The organism is Bradyrhizobium sp. LVM 105 (assembly GCF_003957705.1).
Classification (GTDB): Bacteria; Pseudomonadota; Alphaproteobacteria; order Rhizobiales; family Xanthobacteraceae; genus Bradyrhizobium; species Bradyrhizobium frederickii.
This window is the reverse complement of record NZ_QZMV01000003.1, coordinates 479,282-495,037: the sequence shown is the minus strand read 5'-3', so window position 1 is coordinate 495,037 and position 15,756 is coordinate 479,282. Positions and strand designations below refer to the sequence as shown.

At 65.5% G+C, this 15,756-nt stretch carries 11 protein-coding genes and 1 pseudogene; 3 read left to right on the top strand and 9 right to left on the bottom strand.

From position 1 onward, the window contains the following. Window positions 1-21: 21 nt before the first annotated feature. The 8 genes from D6B98_RS11865 to D6B98_RS11830 all read right to left on the bottom strand — a co-directional run bounded on the left by D6B98_RS11865 (window position 22) and on the right by D6B98_RS11830 (window position 9,885). The gene (locus D6B98_RS11865) at window positions 22-819 is read right to left on the bottom strand and encodes a hypothetical protein (protein ID WP_126257162.1); all 798 of its coding nucleotides are present in this window, start codon (window positions 817-819) and stop codon (window positions 22-24) included. A gap of 225 nt (window positions 820-1,044) precedes the next feature. Further along, complete coding sequence (locus tag D6B98_RS11860; RefSeq protein WP_126257161.1) at window positions 1,045-3,018, bottom strand: acetyl/propionyl/methylcrotonyl-CoA carboxylase subunit alpha; 1,974 nt, start codon at window positions 3,016-3,018, stop codon at window positions 1,045-1,047. Further along, window positions 3,015-4,631, bottom strand: coding sequence for an acyl-CoA carboxylase subunit beta (locus tag D6B98_RS11855; protein WP_126257160.1), 1,617 nt, complete (start codon window positions 4,629-4,631; stop codon window positions 3,015-3,017). Before D6B98_RS11855 ends, D6B98_RS11860 begins: the two co-directional genes overlap by 4 nt. 113 nt (window positions 4,632-4,744) lie before the next feature. Further along, window positions 4,745-5,611, bottom strand: a complete 867-nt coding sequence (locus D6B98_RS11850; RefSeq protein WP_126257159.1) for a beta-keto acid cleavage family enzyme — start codon at window positions 5,609-5,611, stop codon at window positions 4,745-4,747. A 200-nt stretch (window positions 5,612-5,811) separates the two neighbouring features. Next, complete coding sequence (locus D6B98_RS11845; RefSeq protein ID WP_126257158.1) at window positions 5,812-6,612, bottom strand: helix-turn-helix domain-containing protein; 801 nt, start codon at window positions 6,610-6,612, stop codon at window positions 5,812-5,814. 192 nt (window positions 6,613-6,804) lie between these two features. Next, entirely contained in the window at window positions 6,805-7,461 is a 657-nt protein-coding gene (locus tag D6B98_RS11840; protein ID WP_126257157.1) for a glutathione S-transferase family protein, read from the bottom strand. Further along, a complete protein-coding gene (locus tag D6B98_RS11835) occupies window positions 7,461-8,624 on the bottom strand; it encodes an acyl-CoA dehydrogenase family protein (RefSeq protein ID WP_126257156.1) in 1,164 nt (387 codons plus the stop codon). Before D6B98_RS11835 ends, D6B98_RS11840 begins: the two co-directional genes overlap by 1 nt. Before the next feature lie 124 nt (window positions 8,625-8,748). After that, complete coding sequence (locus D6B98_RS11830; RefSeq protein ID WP_164718536.1) at window positions 8,749-9,885, bottom strand: acyl-CoA dehydrogenase family protein; 1,137 nt, start codon at window positions 9,883-9,885, stop codon at window positions 8,749-8,751. 262 nt (window positions 9,886-10,147) lie between these two features. On the opposite strand from D6B98_RS11830, the gene D6B98_RS11825 reads away from it, so the two are divergent. Further along, complete coding sequence (locus D6B98_RS11825) at window positions 10,148-11,698, top strand: acyl-CoA synthetase (protein ID WP_126257154.1); 1,551 nt, start codon at window positions 10,148-10,150, stop codon at window positions 11,696-11,698. Between the two features lie 59 nt (window positions 11,699-11,757). Here the strand turns inward: D6B98_RS11825 and D6B98_RS11820 are convergent, their stop codons facing one another. Beyond that, window positions 11,758-12,528 (bottom strand): helix-turn-helix domain-containing protein, encoded by a 771-nt coding sequence (locus tag D6B98_RS11820; protein ID WP_126257153.1) that lies wholly within the window; start codon window positions 12,526-12,528, stop codon window positions 11,758-11,760. A gap of 187 nt (window positions 12,529-12,715) precedes the next feature. Here D6B98_RS11820 and D6B98_RS11815 point away from each other — a divergent pair, with 187 nt between their 5' ends. Next, window positions 12,716-14,977: a marine proteobacterial sortase target protein gene (locus D6B98_RS11815; RefSeq protein ID WP_126257152.1), complete on the top strand. Its 2,262-nt coding sequence runs from the start codon at window positions 12,716-12,718 to the stop codon at window positions 14,975-14,977. A gap of 179 nt (window positions 14,978-15,156) precedes the next feature. Further along, window positions 15,157-15,717 (top strand): annotated as a pseudogene (locus tag D6B98_RS11805) (class GN sortase); the annotation flags it as partial. Between the last annotated feature and the right edge of the window lie 39 nt (window positions 15,718-15,756).

The window sequence follows — 15,756 nt, the reverse complement described above, 5'->3', positions numbered from 1 at the left end:
GCGCTATGCGCCTTTGCCACTCTACGATTGCGGATCATGCCACAACGAGCTGATCACCGGCCAGGCCGCCAGTGCTGCGGCCAGATGCTTGAGCGTGTGGCCCGAGACCATGTGCCCGGTCGCTTCGAACACCGTCACGTCGCCAAGCTCGAAAAGCTTGGCCAGCGCATAGAACAAGATCACGCCGCCCAGCGGCACGCCAAGCGCGCCGGGCCGGGGCCGCGTCAACGCCAGTCCCACGGCGAGCGCGATGCCGCCGTACTGCACGACCACCCATGGTGTGAGATTCTCGCGCGCCACCCAGGCAGCCAGCAGGCCCGCGATCATCATCAGCACGAGCACCGCCTCGCCGGCGCGCACGCTGACGCGCTCGCTGGCCGCGATGCCCAGAAATCCCGCAAACGCCACGGCCATGCCGAGGCGGTCGGCGACCAGCCGTTGCGGCGCGTCGGGGTCGAGATGATAGAAGCCTGAGCCCAGGCAGGTGAGGATCAGTCCCACGAAGAACCAGCTTGCACCGACGGGCACGTCGAGGCGGCCGCGCAGCCGCTCCGAGCCCCAGACACCCATCGCGAGGAACGCAAGATTGCTCAGCACGTCGGCGGCGTTGGGCACGCCGAGCCAGGTGCGGCTGTCGACGAAATGCGGGATGTGCCAGGCGGCGGCAGGCAGCGCGGGCGCAAAGAGGGCCGCGACCGCCAAGACGAGGAGCGCCGCGGTCAGATATTTTTCGCGGGCTTGCGGGGCGCCGAACCAGAGGCGGCGCGACCCCAACGGGATTTTGGCAGCCGCCTGGACGGGATCATTTGCGTGCGACACGCGGGGCTCTCCGAGATTGAACATTGTTCAGTATTAGTAGGCGAGGAATGAACAATGTTCAATAAGAATTGCCCGTGATCGCCAGCCGATATCCATTCCATTGGAATCATGGGGTATTTCAGAACGACAGGGCCGGCCCCAGCGTCTCGCGCGAGCGTGCCCACAACGCTCGCGTCTTGGGTGACATGGGTCCCGGCTCGCCCTTCGCGCGTCCGGGACACGAGGCTACGCGGCGATCTCCGCCACGATCCTGCCCGTGGTCACCTGATCGCCCTCGGCGACGTCGATCGCCGTGACAACGCCGTCGATGCCGGCCTTGTGGACGTGCTCCATCTTCATCGCTTCCAGCGTCATCACCGGCTGGCCGGCGGCAACCCGGTCGCCCGGCTTGACCAGAACGGCGACGACGCGGCCATTCAGGGCCGCGCGGACCTTGCCGTCTCCGCCATTGCTTGCGGCGGCCTTCGGCGCAGCCAGGGTGAGATCAACCACCGCAAGCGGGATACCGCGATGCTGAAGGTGGAGCCGATCGCCGTCGCGCAGGAATTTGGCGCTGTCCATCACGCCGTCGTGGCGAAAGCGGATGGCGTCAGCGTCGAGCTGCTCGATCTCGAATTTGTCCTGGCGGCCGTCGGGGGCCACGGTATAGCCGCCGTCGCGTTCGCGCGTGATCTCGAGCTCCAACGTTTGGCCGGCGATCTCGATCTTCGCGGGAAGCGGGAACGTTGCCGACAGGCTCCGGCCACTTTGCCAGGACGGCGCGCGCGGATTGGTGACGTAGAGCAGCAGGCCTGCCAGCGCCGTATCGAATGCCGCGTCTGGCCGCGGCGCCAGCAATTCGTCGCGGTGCGCATCGATGAAAGCCGTCGTCGCCTCGCCCTTGGCAAAGCCGGGGTGACGCAGACACGACATCAGGAACGCCTGATTGGTGGTCACGCCGAACGCCGTGAGCTGCTCGAGGCCAACGATCAGCCGCCCCCTCGCCTCCTCGCGCGTGGTGCCATGGCTGATGACCTTGGCGATCATGGAATCGTAGAACGGGGGGATCTCCGTGCCCGATCGCAGCGCGTGCTCGACGCGGATGCCGTCCGGCACCTGCCAGCGCGCCATGCGGCCGGATTGCGGCATGAAGTCGTGCGCCGCATCTTCCGAGCACAGCCGCACCTCGATGGCATGGCCGGAAAACGTGATGTCCCGTTGCTTCAGCGGCAACGGCTCGCCGCGCGCGACGCGCAGCTGCAGCTCGACGAGATCGAGCCCGGTGATCGCCTCGGTGACGGGATGCTCGACCTGAAGACGCGTGTTCATCTCCATGAAGTAGAACTCGCCGCTCGCATCGAGCAGGAATTCCAGCGTGCCGGCGCCTTCGTAATGCAGCGCCTTCACCGCAGCGACCGCAACCTCGCCCATCCTGGCGCGCAGCTCCGGCGTGACCGCGGGCGACGGCGCCTCCTCGATCAGCTTCTGGTGGCGACGCTGCACCGAGCAGTCGCGCTCGCCGAGATGAATGGCGTTGCCGTGGCTGTCACCGAACACCTGGATCTCGATGTGCCGGGGATTTTGGATCGCGCGCTCGAGGATGATTGTGGGATCGCCGAACGCGGCCTTGGCTTCCGACCGCGCGCTGCGCAGCGCATCCGGGAACGAGGCCGCTTCAGTGACGAGCCGCATGCCGCGGCCGCCGCCGCCGGCGACGGCCTTGATCATGACCGGGAAGCCGATCCTCCTGGCCTCCGCAAGCATGATTTCGTCGCCCTGCTCAGTGCCCTGATAGCCGGGCACGACGGGAACGCCGGCCTTCGTCATGATTTCCTTGGCACCGGCCTTGTTGCCCATCGCCTCGATCGCCTGCGGCGACGGCCCGATGAAGACCAGGCCGGCATCCTTGCAGGCTTGCGCAAACGCCTCGTTTTCGGCCAGGAAACCGTAGCCGGGGTGGACGGCATCGGCACCGCTCGCCTTGGCCGCTGCAATGATCGCGGGAATGTTGAGGTAAGACTGCGCCGGCAAGGCTTCGCCGATGCGCACGGCCTGATCGGCGTGCTTGACATGGAGTGCATCGCGATCCGCGTCCGAATAGACCGCGACGACGCCAAGGCCGAGCCGCCGCGCGCTGCGCATCACGCGTAGTGCGATCTCGCCGCGATTGGCCACAAGGACCTTGAAGAACGGCCGGTGCTGCACTGATCCGTTCCTCATGGGCGGGCCACCGAGAATTGCATGCGCTGGGGTGCGCGCGCGTCGCCCTCGCGGCAGATCGCGAGCACCTCCGACAGCACCGCACGGGTATCGCGCGGATCGATCACGCCGTCGTCGAGCACGCGCGCGCTGGTCGAGAACACGTCCATCTGGCCGTCGAACACGCCGACGATCTGCGCCTTCATCGCGTCCAGCTTGTCCTTCTCGATCGGCTTGCCGCGGCGGGTGGCGGCGGCCTCGGTCACGATCGCCATGGTCTCGGCGGCCTGCTCGCCGCCCATCACGGCGGTCTTGGCGTTCGGCCAGGAGAAGCAGAAGCGCGGATGGAAGCCGCGGCCGCACATGCCGTAATTGCCGGCACCGAACGAGGCGCCGCAGTAGATGGTGATCTGCGGCACGGTCGCCGAGGTGACCGCCTGGATCATCTTGGAGCCATGCTTGATCATGCCCGCTTCTTCATAGGCCTTGCCGACCATGTAGCCGGTGGTGTTGTTGAGATAGAGCAGCGGCGTGCGGGTCTGGCAGCAGGCCTGGATGAAATGCGTCGCCTTGTTGGCGCCGGCGGGATCGAGCGGACCGTTGTTGGTGATGATGCCGATCGCCTGTCCCTCGATGCGGGCGTGGCCGCAGACCGTGGCCGGGCCGTAGCTGGGCGCCATCTCGGTGAAATCGGAATCGTCGACGATGCGCGCGATCACCTGCTTCATGTCGACCGGGCGCTTGTGGTCCATCGGCATGATGCCGAGCAGCTCGTCCTGATCATAGCGCGGCGGCTTGAACTCCGGAGCCGCCCGCCCCGGCCGCTCCCATTCCAGCGCTGCCATGATCTCACGCGCGATGCGCAGCGCGTCGCGGTCGTCCTCGGCGAGGTAATCACCAAGACCGGACACCTGCGTGTGCATCTCGGCGCCGCCGAGCTCTTCCTCGGTCGCAATCTCGCCGGTCGCGGCCTTCAGCAGCGGCGGCCCCGCGAGAAAGGCGCGGGTGCGGCCGCGGACCATCACGATGTAATCGGACAAGCCGGTCTGATAGGCGCCGCCCGCCGTGGACGAGCCATGCGTGACAGTGACGACGGGCAGGCCTGCCGCCGACAGCCGCGCCAGATTGCGAAAGATGTTGCCGCCGCGGACGAAGTCCTCGACGCGGTAGCGCAAGAGATTGGCGCCGGCGCTTTCGACGAGCTGCACATAAGGCAGCTTGTTCTCCAGCGCGAGTTCCTGCACGCGCAGCGTCTTGTCGAGGCCGAAGGGCTGCAGCGCGCCGGCATCGATGCCGGAATCGCTGGCGCTGACCATGCAGCGGACGCCCGAGACGAAGCCGATGCCGGCGATGACGCCGCCACCGGGCACGCTCTTGCTCGCGTCCGGCACGTCGAACATGTAGCCTGCCAGCGTGGACAGCTCGATGAAGGGCGCGCCGGGATCGAGCACCAGCGCGACACGCTCGCGCGGCAGCAACTGGCCGCGCTTGTGGAAGCGATCCTTTGCAGCGGCAGATGCGGCACGCGTGCGCTCCTCCAATGCGCGCATGCGGTCGATCAAAGCGAGCATGCCGTCGCGGTTGGCGTGGTAGGCGGCGCTGCCGGGGGAAACGGTGTTTTCGATGACAGACATGACTTGATCCTGCTCGTCATTGCGAGGAGCGAAGCGACGAAGCAATCCAGACTGCATCCGAGGGAGATTCTGGATTGCTTCGCTTCGCTCGCAATGACGGGTGAGGCGATACCTTACCTGTTCGTCCCAAAGATCTTCCGCGCCTCGGCCGGGCTCGCGATCTCGCGGCCCGCACGCCTTGCACAGGCGGCAATCGCCTCGATCAACTGGCCGTTCGAGGTCACCTTCGTGCCGTCGGCAAGATAGAACGTATCCTCGAGCCCCGTGCGCAAGTGCCCGCCGAGCTCGGCGCAGCGCTGGTGCAGCGGCCAGATCTCCTCGCGGCCGATGGCGGTGACCTGGAAATGCGCCTCGGGCCGCTTCAGCTTGATCAGGATCGGCAGCAGCTCGGGATCGGCAGGCATGCCGGAGGCAACGCCCATCACGAAATTATACTCGAGCGGTCCCCTGTACATGCCGACCTGATGGTACATGCCGACGCAGCGAACGATGCCGACGTCGAAGCATTCGAACTCGGGGATGGTGCCGACCGCGTTCATAACGTCGAGATAGTCCTTCACCTTCTCGACCGCGTTGTCGAACATCATCGGCGGCCAGGCCCAGGTGTTGTCGGCCTTCACCTTCAGGTAATTGAGCGAGCCGGCGTTGCAGGCGGCGATCTCCGGCTTGGTCTCGCGGATGCAGTCGAGCGCGCCGGAGTAGTTCGGCCCTGACACGCCCGAGGTATGATTGATGATGACGCCGGGGCAGGCTTCGCGGATGGCCTGCTGAATCTCCCTGCTGACGCTCACCTCCCAGGACGGCAGGTGTCCCTTGCCCGGCGCCTGCTGCCGCAGATGGATGTGCATGACGGACGCGCCGGCCTCGAACGCAGCCCTGGCCTCCCGTGCCATCTGCTCGGGCGTCACAGGCACGTTGTGCTGCTTGGGGTCGGTGAGCACGCCGTTCAGCGCGCAGGTGATGACGGCCTTGTCGCTCATGCCAACAATATCTCGCACGTTGAGAATTCAACGTTTGCGATCATGTGATGGGTGGCATGCGGCTTCTTGCGCGGAGAAGCTGAATACAGGACGAGAAACCGTAGGGTGGGCAAAGGCGCTCTTGCGCCGTGCCCACCATCTCTCCACACCCCACGAAAGTCGTGGGCACGCTTCGCTTTGCCCACCCTACAAGAGCGGTGCTAGCCCGCCTCCGCGAGCCGCACCGTCTCGGTGCTGCGATAGATCGCAAGATCGCGCGAGCCGACGAAGATCGCGCGCGGCTTCAATCCGTAGAAGCGGCGGATCGAGTGGCTGAAATGGGTGGAGTCGGGATAGCCGATGTCCTGCGCGAGATGGGCGAGGTTGAGATCCTGGTTGGCGAAGTGCAGCAAATGCCGCGCGCGCTTCCAGGCACGGAAGGAGCGGAAGGAGATGCCGGTCTCTTCCTTGAACAGATGCAGGAAGCGCGAGGCGGACAGCCCGGCCTCGGCGGCGCAGGTATCCGCGGTCACCGGCTCGCCGGAGAAGCGCTCGATGCGGGCGACGGCCCGCGTGATGCGCGGATCGAGCACGCGGCGCGGCAGCGCCTCGCCAAAGCACATCTCGTCGAACTCGGCGGTGGTGATGTCGCCATAGCGGCGCTGGCGCAGCAACGTATAAGCGGCCAGGATCTTGCGGGCATAGGCGGCTTTGTCCGGCCCGCGCAGGCGCTCGGCCAGGGCCTCGATCACGCCGTCCGGCATGCTTTCCGGCTCCAGCGTCACGCTGATGACGGTGCGATAGTCGCTGGCAATGGAATGGCGCTGGTTCGGCAGCGTGACGAACAGCTCGCCGCTGACAAACGTGTCGTCGATCGCAAGATGCAGGCTGCCCTTCACCGCAACATAGACATGGCAGCAGCCGGGGGTCCGCTTGCGAGGGCGCCCGAGCAGGCCGGCATAGAATACCCGCTCCGGCGTGATCAGCATCAGATGGTCGGATTCGCGACCTTTATCTTCCATTGGGTTCCTCCTCGCGCGGCTCTCTGGCCGCTGCGGACGGAGGTCACCTTAGCGGAAATTTGGCCGCTGTCACGAGAGGATAGCGCTGTCATGAAACATGCTTCGTCGTTCCGGGGCGGTCCGCAGGACCGAGCCCGGAACCTCGAGATTCCGGGCTAGATGCTGCGCATCACCCCGGAATGACAGCCTTCCTTACGCCCTCACCCTCGCTGCAACATTCTGCTCGACGCCAGCCCTCTGTTCCGCGGCTACGGCACGCTTGAAACCGTCGCGCTGCTGCAGGCGGGCCCAATAGGCCGCGACATTTGGCCCAAAATCCTTGGCGAGCCCGATGTTGCTCGCCAGGCGGAGCGCGTATCCGATGACGATGTCAGCGGCCGTGAAGCGGCCGGCGCACAAGGTTTCGGCATTGGCTGTGGCTGCCTCAACAGCGCGCAGTCGGCCCAAGAACCATTTCGCATAATCGCCGGCGACCTGCGGATTGCGGCGTTCCTCCGGCTCGAGCTGGGTGTATCGCAGCACCAGCGTCTGCGGAAAGGTTAACGTGGCATCGCTGAAATACATCCAGTTCAGGAATGCGCCATAGGCGGGATCCTCCGGCCCGACCATCAGCGGCGTCGGGCCGTATTTGACGCCGAGATAGTGGCAGATGCCGGAGGATTCGGTCATCCTGGTCTCGCCGTCGATCATGAAGGGAATCGTGCCGAGCGGATTGAGCGCAAGATATTCCTTGGCGAAGACGCGCGGTGGGAACGGCAGCATCTTCAGCTCGTAGGGCAGCCCCATCTCCTCCAGCATCCAGAGCGGACGGAATGAGCGCGCGGCGTCGCAGTGATAGAGCGTGATCATCAAGCACTCCCTTTGCTGCCGGGCAGCGTACCCATCATCTTGCACAGGACCATCAGCATGACCTCGTCGGCGCCGCCGCCGATCGAAGTCAGGCGGCTGTCGCGATAGGCGCGGCTGACCGGCGTCTCGTTGGTAAAGCCCATTCCGCCCCAATATTGCAAGCAGGCGTCGGTGAGCTCGCGGCCGAGCCGGCCGGCCTTCAGCTTGGCCATGGTCGCGAGCCGCGTCACGTCCTCGCCGGCGACCAGCTGCTCGGCGGCACGATAGATCAGCGCGCGCAGCAGCTCGACCTCGGTCTGCATCTCCGCGAGCTTGAAGTGCACGACCTGATTGTCGAGGATGCTCTGGCCAAAAGCCTTACGGTTGCGCGTGTATTCGATGGTCTGGTCGATGATGTATTCATGCGCCTTCAGGCAGGCCGCCGCGCCCCAGAGCCGCTCCTCCTGGAACTGGATCATCTGGTAGGTGAAGCCCTTGCCCTCCTCGCCGATGCGGTTGCGCTTGGGCACGCGAACATTGTCGAAGAAGATCTGCGCGGTGTCGGAGGAACGCATGCCCAACTTGTCGAGCTTGCGGGCGACGGTGACGCCCTTGCTCTTCATGGGCACGCAGATCAGCGACTTGTTGCGGTGAACGGGGCCGTCGCCGGTGTTGGCGAGCAGGCAGATCCAGTCGGCCTGCGTGCCGTTGGTGATCCACATCTTGCCGCCATTGATGACGTAATCGTCGCCGTCGGAGCGAGCCTGCGTCTTGATCGACGCGACATCGGAGCCCGCGCCGGGTTCGGAGACGCCGATGCAGGCGACGAAATCGCCCGAGATCGAGGGTGCCAGAAACTCGCGGCGCACCTCGTCCGAACCGAAGCGCGCCAGCGCCGGCGTCGCCATGTCGGTCTGCACCCCGATCGCCATCGGCACGCCGCCGCAGGTGATGGCCCCGAGCTCCTCCGCCATCATCAACGCATAGGAATAGTCGAGGCCGGAGCCGCCGAACTCGACCGGCTTGTTCAGGCCGAGGAAGCCGAGGCTGCCCATCTTCTTGAACAGCTCGTGCGCCGGGAAGATGTCGGCCTTCTCCCATTCATCGACATGAGGATTGATCTCGCCCGCGATGAATTTCTGCAAGCTGCGGCGAATGTCGTCGTGGTCGGCGGTGAATAGCATTTTATCCTCTTCGTCATTCCGGGGCGCGCGAAGCGCGAACCCGGAATCCATTTCTCTACAGTGCGTGCGGCCCGATGGATTCCGGGCTCGACGCTTCCGCGTCGCCCCGGAATGACGGCGTCCGTCACAACCCCATCTGCCGTGACGCCAGATCCTTCATGATCTCCTCGGTGCCGCCGCCGATGGCGTTGACCTTGACCTCGCGGTAGATGCGCTCGGCCTTGATGCCGCGCATGAAGCCGGCGCCGCCGAATATCTGCACGGCTTCCGAGGCACAGAACGCCATGGTCTGCGTCGCCTGGTTCTTCATCATGCAGATTTCCGCAACCGGGCTCTCGCCCTGCTCGAGCCGCCAGGCCAGCATCTCCAGCATTGCCTGCGAGGCTGCCACCTTCTGCGCCATGTCGACGATCTTGTGCCTGATCACCTGATGCTGGGCGAGCGGCTTGCCAAAGGTCTTGCGCTCCTTGGCATAGGCGATGGCCTCGTCGAGGCAGACCCGGGCGAAGGCGGTGCAGCCTGCCGCCATGCCCATGCGCTCGCTGTTGAAATTCTGCATGATGATCTTGAAGCCCTGGCCCTCCTCGCCGATCAGGTTTTCGGCTGGCACGCGGCATTCGTCGAAATGCAGCGTCGCGGTGTCGGAGGCCCACCATCCCATCTTCTTCAGCTTGGTGCGCGACAGGCCCGGCGTGTCGCCTTCAATCAGGAGCAAGCTGACTCCGCCGGCGCCCTCACCGCCGGTACGCACGGCAACGGTCAGATAATCGGCGCGCATGCCTGAGGTAATGAAGGTCTTCTCGCCGCTCACGACGTAGTGATCGCCGTCGCGCCGTGCCCTGGTGCGGAGGCCCGCGACGTCGGAACCACCGCTCGGCTCGGTGATCGCGAGCGCGGAGATCTTCTCGCCGGACAGCACCTGCGGCAGCACCCGCGCCTTCACCTCAGGCCGCGCCGCGCGCGCGATCGGCGGCGAGCCGATGGTGTGGCTCATCAGGCTGGCACTGACGCCACCGGCGCCGGCCCGCGCCAGCTCCTGGCTCGCGACGATCTTCATGAACTGATCGGCAGCGATGCCGCCATATTCCTCGGGAAATCCGAGGCCCAACAGGCCGATCTCGGCCGCCTTGCGATAGAGCGCGCGGGGAAATTCGCCGGCCTCGTCCCACTCATGGGCGAAGGGGGCGATCTCCTTCTCGACGAAGCGGTGCATGACGTCGCGAAAGGCGTCGTGCTCGGCGGTATAGAACGGGCTCTTCATTGGTCTCGCCCTGTTGGCGGATTCGCTGGTCCACCATGGCTGGAACATTTGCCATTCACTTGCGCGGAGTGGCTGACCATGGGAGCAGCTCCACCGCAGCCTATCACCCAGCAACTCCACGCAAGACGATTTTCGTCCCGCACTGGCTAACTCGGCTCAAAAAAACGTTGCTGCACAGACTCCGGCTGGCGCCAACGCCACGCCGGGCATCGCGCACGGGCAGCAAGCAGGAGGGCGGCACCGACCGCCGAGGGAGGAATTCTTGGCCGTTCGCTATTACGACTGGATCGTCCATCATGGCCGCCGCACACCGAACAAGGTCGCGGTGATCGACCTCGCGAGCGAACGCCGCTTCACCTATTCGCAGCTCGATGCCCGTGTCTCGCGCCTCGCCTCGTTCCTGCGCCACACGTTGAACGTCTCGCGCGGCGACCGCGTCGCGGTGCTGGCGCTGAACACGACTGACACGCTGGAGGTCCAGTTCGCCTGCGGTCGCCTGGGTGCGATCTTCGTGCCGCTGAATACCCGCCTCACCGTTCCCGAGCTTCAGTTCATCACCGGCGATTGCGCGCCGAAGGTGATGATCCACGACACCGATCTCGCCGAGACGGCACTTGCCGTCGCCAAGCGCTGCGGTGTCGCGACCAGCCTGCTGCTCGGCCCGGGCGGATCCTACGAGGCCGGCATCGCCGCCGCAAAGCCGCTCGACCGCGCTGAAGAGGTCACGCTCGATGACGTCTCGACCATCATGTACACATCGGGCACGACGGGCCATCCGAAGGGCGCGACCATCACCCATGGCATGACCTTCTGGAACTGCGTCAATCTCGGCGGCCCCGCCTGCATCGGGCCGGCCTCGGTGCTGCTCACCGTGCTGCCGCTGTTCCACACCGGCGGTCTCAATTGCTACACCAATCCGGTGCTGCACGCCGGCGGCACCGTGATGATCATGCGCGCCTTCGATCCCGGCACGGCGCTCGGCCTGATCAACGATCCCGCGCAGGGCATCAACGTGTTCTTCGGCGTGCCGGCGATCTACCAGTTCATGGCGCAGCACCCGGCCTTCGCGACCACCGACCTCAGCCGGCTGATCGTCGGCGGTGTCGGCGGCGCGCCGATGCCGGTGCCGCTGCTCAAGGTGTGGGAAGCGCGCGGCGTCGCGCTGCAGCAGGGCTACGGCATGACCGAGACCTCGCCGGCCGTCTTGGTGCTCGATCGCGAGGATGCCGCGCGCAAGGCCGGCTCCGCCGGCAAGCCGGTGCTGCATACGGAGGTGCGCATCGTCCGGCCGGACGGCAGCGATGCCGACGTCGGCGAACTTGGCGAGCTCTGGGTGAAGGGACCGAACATCACGCCGGGCTATTGGAACAGGCCGGAGGCGAACAAGACCTCCTTCACCGACGGCTGGCTGCACACCGGCGATGCGACCCGCGTCGACGAGGAAGGCTTCTACTACATCGTCGACCGCTGGAAAGACATGTACATCTCCGGCGGCGAGAACGTCTATCCGGCCGAGGTCGAGAACGTCCTGCATCAGCTCAGCGCCGTCGCCGAAGCCGCCGTGATCGGCATCCCGGATCCGCAATGGGGCGAGGTCGGCCTTGCCATCGTCGCGGTCAAGCCCGGCCAGAAGCTCACTGAGGCCGACGTCTTGGCGCATTGCGCGGCCAATCTGGCGCGCTTCAAGTGCCCGCGCCAGATCCGCTTCGTCGACGCGCTGCCGCGCAACGCCACCGGCAAGATCCACAAGCCGACCTTGCGCAAGGAATTCTCGGTGGCCTCAGAGATCGACAGGAAAGTCGCCAACTCCTGACCACAGCGCCCTTCGCGGACGCTTTTATCTTTCCGGCACGCCGGCCGGTCGATTGCGGATTATTGCGTCAGGAACAGCGCAAAAGGCTCTTCCACCGTGCGGCGCAGATGCTTTCGATACAGGGCGTGGTTGGCATCGTCGGGCGCAACCCGCCCGAGGGATGGCTGCGGGACGTTCCTAAGCGGCACGTAGGCGATCGGTGCGGCAATCGGCGTGAGCTGCGAACCAGGGCCTGCACGGAGCGTCGAGATGATGCCGTACATCTCACCGGCGACCGTCGGCCGCGACACCGTGATCACGCGATGCTGGCCGTGCTTGATGATGACGAGGTAGACGAAACCGGATTGATGGGGAACGGCGACCTCGCCGGTATGCTCGTAGGCGGCATCGGTTCGATCGCCCTCGCGGAAGACCAGCGAAGAGACTTTCGGATCCCAGATGATCTCGGTGCGGTAGGCGAAAATCGCGTCCTTGTCGCCAAAGGACGGCCGCAACGTGATGTAGACGTCCTCGAGCCAGGTCACGGCGCGATGCGCATAGGAGCCGAGGCTGTCGGGAGCGACATCGTTGGCGGCCTGAGGCGCCGGCACGACGGGGCTTTTGCGTAAGGAAACGCCCAGCGCCTGCTCCAGCCGCACCGTCGTCGCCAGCGTGAACGGCCGCCGCCCGCCGAGCACCTTCTCCAGCGTCGAGAGGCTGAGCTTGGCCTGCTCGGCCAGCGCCTGCCGGGAAATCCTGCGTCTGGCGAGCTCCTCGCGAATGGTGTCAGCGATCTCGCGGCTCTGCTCGTCCGAAAGCTGCTTGTCGGAAACCTTGTCCTGCATCTGCATCGTTGGCCCTGCTCCAGCACGGCCATTCTAGCAGGCCGGACAAACCAGCACAAAACCGCACATGGTCATCCCGGCCACGGCGCACCCGGCCGGCCGTGGCGGAACATTGCCGATCATTCTGCTCGCGAAAGCGGCCACTCCCGACGAATGCTCGGAGCCAGCAAACGCCCTTTCGGGAGCAGGCCAAATGGACACCTACGACACAGCCGACGACGACGAGCACCCCATGTTGAAAGGGCTGATCAAGCTCGGATTGCTTCTTCTCGCGCAGGGCATCGCGGTGATGCTGATGGCGTTCGTGGCCCTGCTGGTCAGCTTCGGGACGAGTTGGTCGGCAACGACCGAGCAGGCCAGCCTGCTCCAGCCCGGCGATCCCAGGTCCGGAAGCCTGCTCCTGAAGGACGGCGGCGCCATCACGGAAGCGATCCGCCTCGGCATCGACGTCGACATCACGGTTTCCGGCCCGACCCTGCGCGCCCGGGTCACTCAGGCCTTCCGCAACCCGACCCAGGATTGGGTCGAGGCGACCTATGTCTACCCGCTCGCGATCGGCGGTGCCATCGATACGCTGAAGATGGTGGTCGGCGACCGCATCATCGTGGGAGACATCAAGGAGCGGCAGCAGGCACGATTGATCTACGAAGAGGCGCGCCGCGCCGGTCAGAGGGCCGCGCTCACCGAGCAGGAACGGCCGAACATCTTCACCAATTCGGTTGCAAATATCGGCCCTGGCGAAACCGTGCTGGTGCAGATCGAATATCAGGAGCCTGTGCATCAATCCGGCAACGAATATTCGCTCCGCCTGCCGCTGGTGATCGGACCGCGCTACAATCCGGCGCCGATCGTCCAGAGTGTCGATTTCCGCAACGACGGATCGGGCTGGGGCGCGACGACGTCGGACCCGGTAGCAGATCGTGACCGCATCTCGCCGCCCGTGCTGGATCCCGCCAAGACTGCACCGGTCAATCCGACCAGCATCACGGTGCACCTGAAGGCCGGCTTCGCGCTTGGCGAGGTCAAGAGCCACCACCATAATGTCAAGATCGAGAGTCCGGACAGCACGACACGAATCGTCACGCTCGCCGACGGCGCTGTCCCCGCCGACCGCGACTTCGAGCTGACGTGGAAGCCAGTCACCGACAAGGCGCCGTCGGTCGGCCTGTTCCGCGAACGTGTCGGCGATGCCGATTATCTGCTCGCCTTCGTCACCCCGCCCGGCGCCGAGCAGGCGACACCAAAGCCGCTGCCACGTGAGGTCGTGTTCGTGATCGACAATTCGGGGTCGATGGGCGGCACGTCGATGGTCCAGGCCAAGGCGAGCCTCGCTTACGCGCTTACCAGGCTTCTGCCGACCGACCGCTTCAACGTCATTCGCTTCGACGACACCATGGACGTGTTGTTTCCCGCTTCCGTGCCGGCCGATGCCGCGCATGTCGGCGAGGCGACCTCGTTCGTGGGCGCTTTGCAGGCGCGTGGCGGCACCGAGATGGTGCCGGCGATGCGCGCAGCGCTGGCCGACAAGCTAAGCGACACCGGCATGGTTCGCCAGGTCGTCTTCCTGACCGACGGCGCAATCGGCAACGAGCAGCAATTGTTCGAAACGATCACGGCGATGCGCGGCCGCTCGCGTGTCTTCATGGTCGGCATCGGGTCGGCGCCCAACACCTATCTGATGACCCGCGCCGCCGAGCTCGGTCGTGGGGCTTTCACCCATATCGGCTCCGTCGAGCAGGTGGAGGAACGCATGCGCGGCCTGTTCGCCAAGCTCGAAAATCCGGCCGTGACCGGTCTCGCCGCGAAGTTCTCCGAGGCCAACGCCGACATCACCCCGGCGATCATCCCCGACGTCTATCGCGACGAGCCGCTGGTGCTGGCGGCAAAGCTCGACAAGCTCGAAGGCTCACTCGAGATCAGGGGGCGCGTCGGCGACCGCCCATGGTCGGTGACCCTGCCGCTGCAACATGCCGCCGAAGGCAAGGGCCTGTCGAAACTCTGGGCCAAGCGCAAGATCGGTGACGCCGAAGTGGCGCGCGCCATGCGAGAGCTCGCACCCGGGGAGGCGGACAAGGCGATCCTGACGCTGGCGCTCGACCATCAGATCGTCACGCGGCTAACAAGCCTCGTCGCCGTCGACAAGACGCCGAGCCGCTCCGAAGGCGCGCCGCTCAAGCTCAGCGAATTGCCGATCAACCTGCCCGCCGGCTGGGATTTCGAGAAGGTGTTCGGCGAACGGCCGCAGATCCCGGCGCAGCTGCGCGAGCGCCATGCCGATGCGGGCACCTCACCGGCCATGCGGCGCCCGACACCCGCAGCGCCCGATTCAATCCGTCTGCCCAAGACGGCGACCTCGGCCGAGCTGAAGATGATCGCGGGCCTGATCCTGATCGTGCTCGCCCTTTTCCTGTTCGTGTTCAACCGGCGTCGGCCCTTGCTCACCAACGCCGCTTGAGAGAGGAGCCCCCCGACTCCTCTGTTAGCGCGCGCGGCTGCCTGTCCCGTAACCAACGGCCGCGCGCGTCTTTTTTTGGGGGTGTCATTCCGGGGCGATGCGAAGCATCGAGTCCGGAATCTCGAGATTCCGGGTTCGGCTCTACGAGCCGCCCCGGAATGACCAACAAAGAGATGCAGATGCCCCGCCTCATATCTCCTCTGGTTCTGGCCCTGATCGGCCTCTTCCTGTTCGGCGACGGCGCCTACATCCACGCCAAGGCATGGCTCGCCCAAATGCTGCTGGAGCGGGCGTTCGACCGAAGCATTGCGACGGGACAGGCGGTAAAGCCGTGGTCGTGGGCCGACACCTGGCCGGTGGCGCGGATCGAGGTCAAGCGGATCGGTGCCAGCGCCATCGTGCTGGACGGCGCGAGCGGACAGGCGCTGGCGTTTGGCCCCGGCCATATCCACCAAACAGCCGATGCCGGTGAACGCGGGACTGCCGTCTATGCCGCCCATCGCGACACTCATTTCCGCTTCCTGCGCAATGTCGTCATTGGTGACATCATCGATGTCACACGTCGCGACGGTCGCCATTTCCGCTATCGCGCGGATTCCTCGGCCGTGGTTCGTTTCGATGCATCGGGCATCGACGCTACGACACAAGGTTTCGAGCTTGTTCTCGCGACCTGCTGGCCATTCGACGCGGTCACCTCCGGCCCCGAGCGCTACATCCTGCATGCGACATTGATCGGAGCCGACAAATCGCCCACCGCGCCGACGACACGCGGCAGCGTC

What these genes read in the sequence shown, in the direction of transcription:
- D6B98_RS11860 (WP_126257161.1), bottom strand. Translation starts at nt 3,018, where the DNA reads ATGAGGAACGGATCAGTGCAGCACCGGCCGTTCTTCAAGGTCCTTGTG.
- D6B98_RS11855 (WP_126257160.1), bottom strand. Translation starts at nt 4,631, where the DNA reads ATGTCTGTCATCGAAAACACCGTTTCCCCCGGCAGCGCCGCCTACCAC.
- D6B98_RS11850 (WP_126257159.1), bottom strand. Translation starts at nt 5,611, where the DNA reads ATGAGCGACAAGGCCGTCATCACCTGCGCGCTGAACGGCGTGCTCACC.
- D6B98_RS11845 (WP_126257158.1), bottom strand. Translation starts at nt 6,612, where the DNA reads ATGGAAGATAAAGGTCGCGAATCCGACCATCTGATGCTGATCACGCCG.
- D6B98_RS11840 (WP_126257157.1), bottom strand. Translation starts at nt 7,461, where the DNA reads ATGATCACGCTCTATCACTGCGACGCCGCGCGCTCATTCCGTCCGCTC.
- D6B98_RS11835 (WP_126257156.1), bottom strand. Translation starts at nt 8,624, where the DNA reads ATGCTATTCACCGCCGACCACGACGACATTCGCCGCAGCTTGCAGAAA.
- D6B98_RS11830 (WP_164718536.1), bottom strand. Translation starts at nt 9,885, where the DNA reads ATGAAGAGCCCGTTCTATACCGCCGAGCACGACGCCTTTCGCGACGTC.
- D6B98_RS11820 (WP_126257153.1), bottom strand. Translation starts at nt 12,528, where the DNA reads ATGCAGATGCAGGACAAGGTTTCCGACAAGCAGCTTTCGGACGAGCAG.
- D6B98_RS11815 (WP_126257152.1), top strand. Translation starts at nt 12,716, where the DNA reads ATGGACACCTACGACACAGCCGACGACGACGAGCACCCCATGTTGAAA.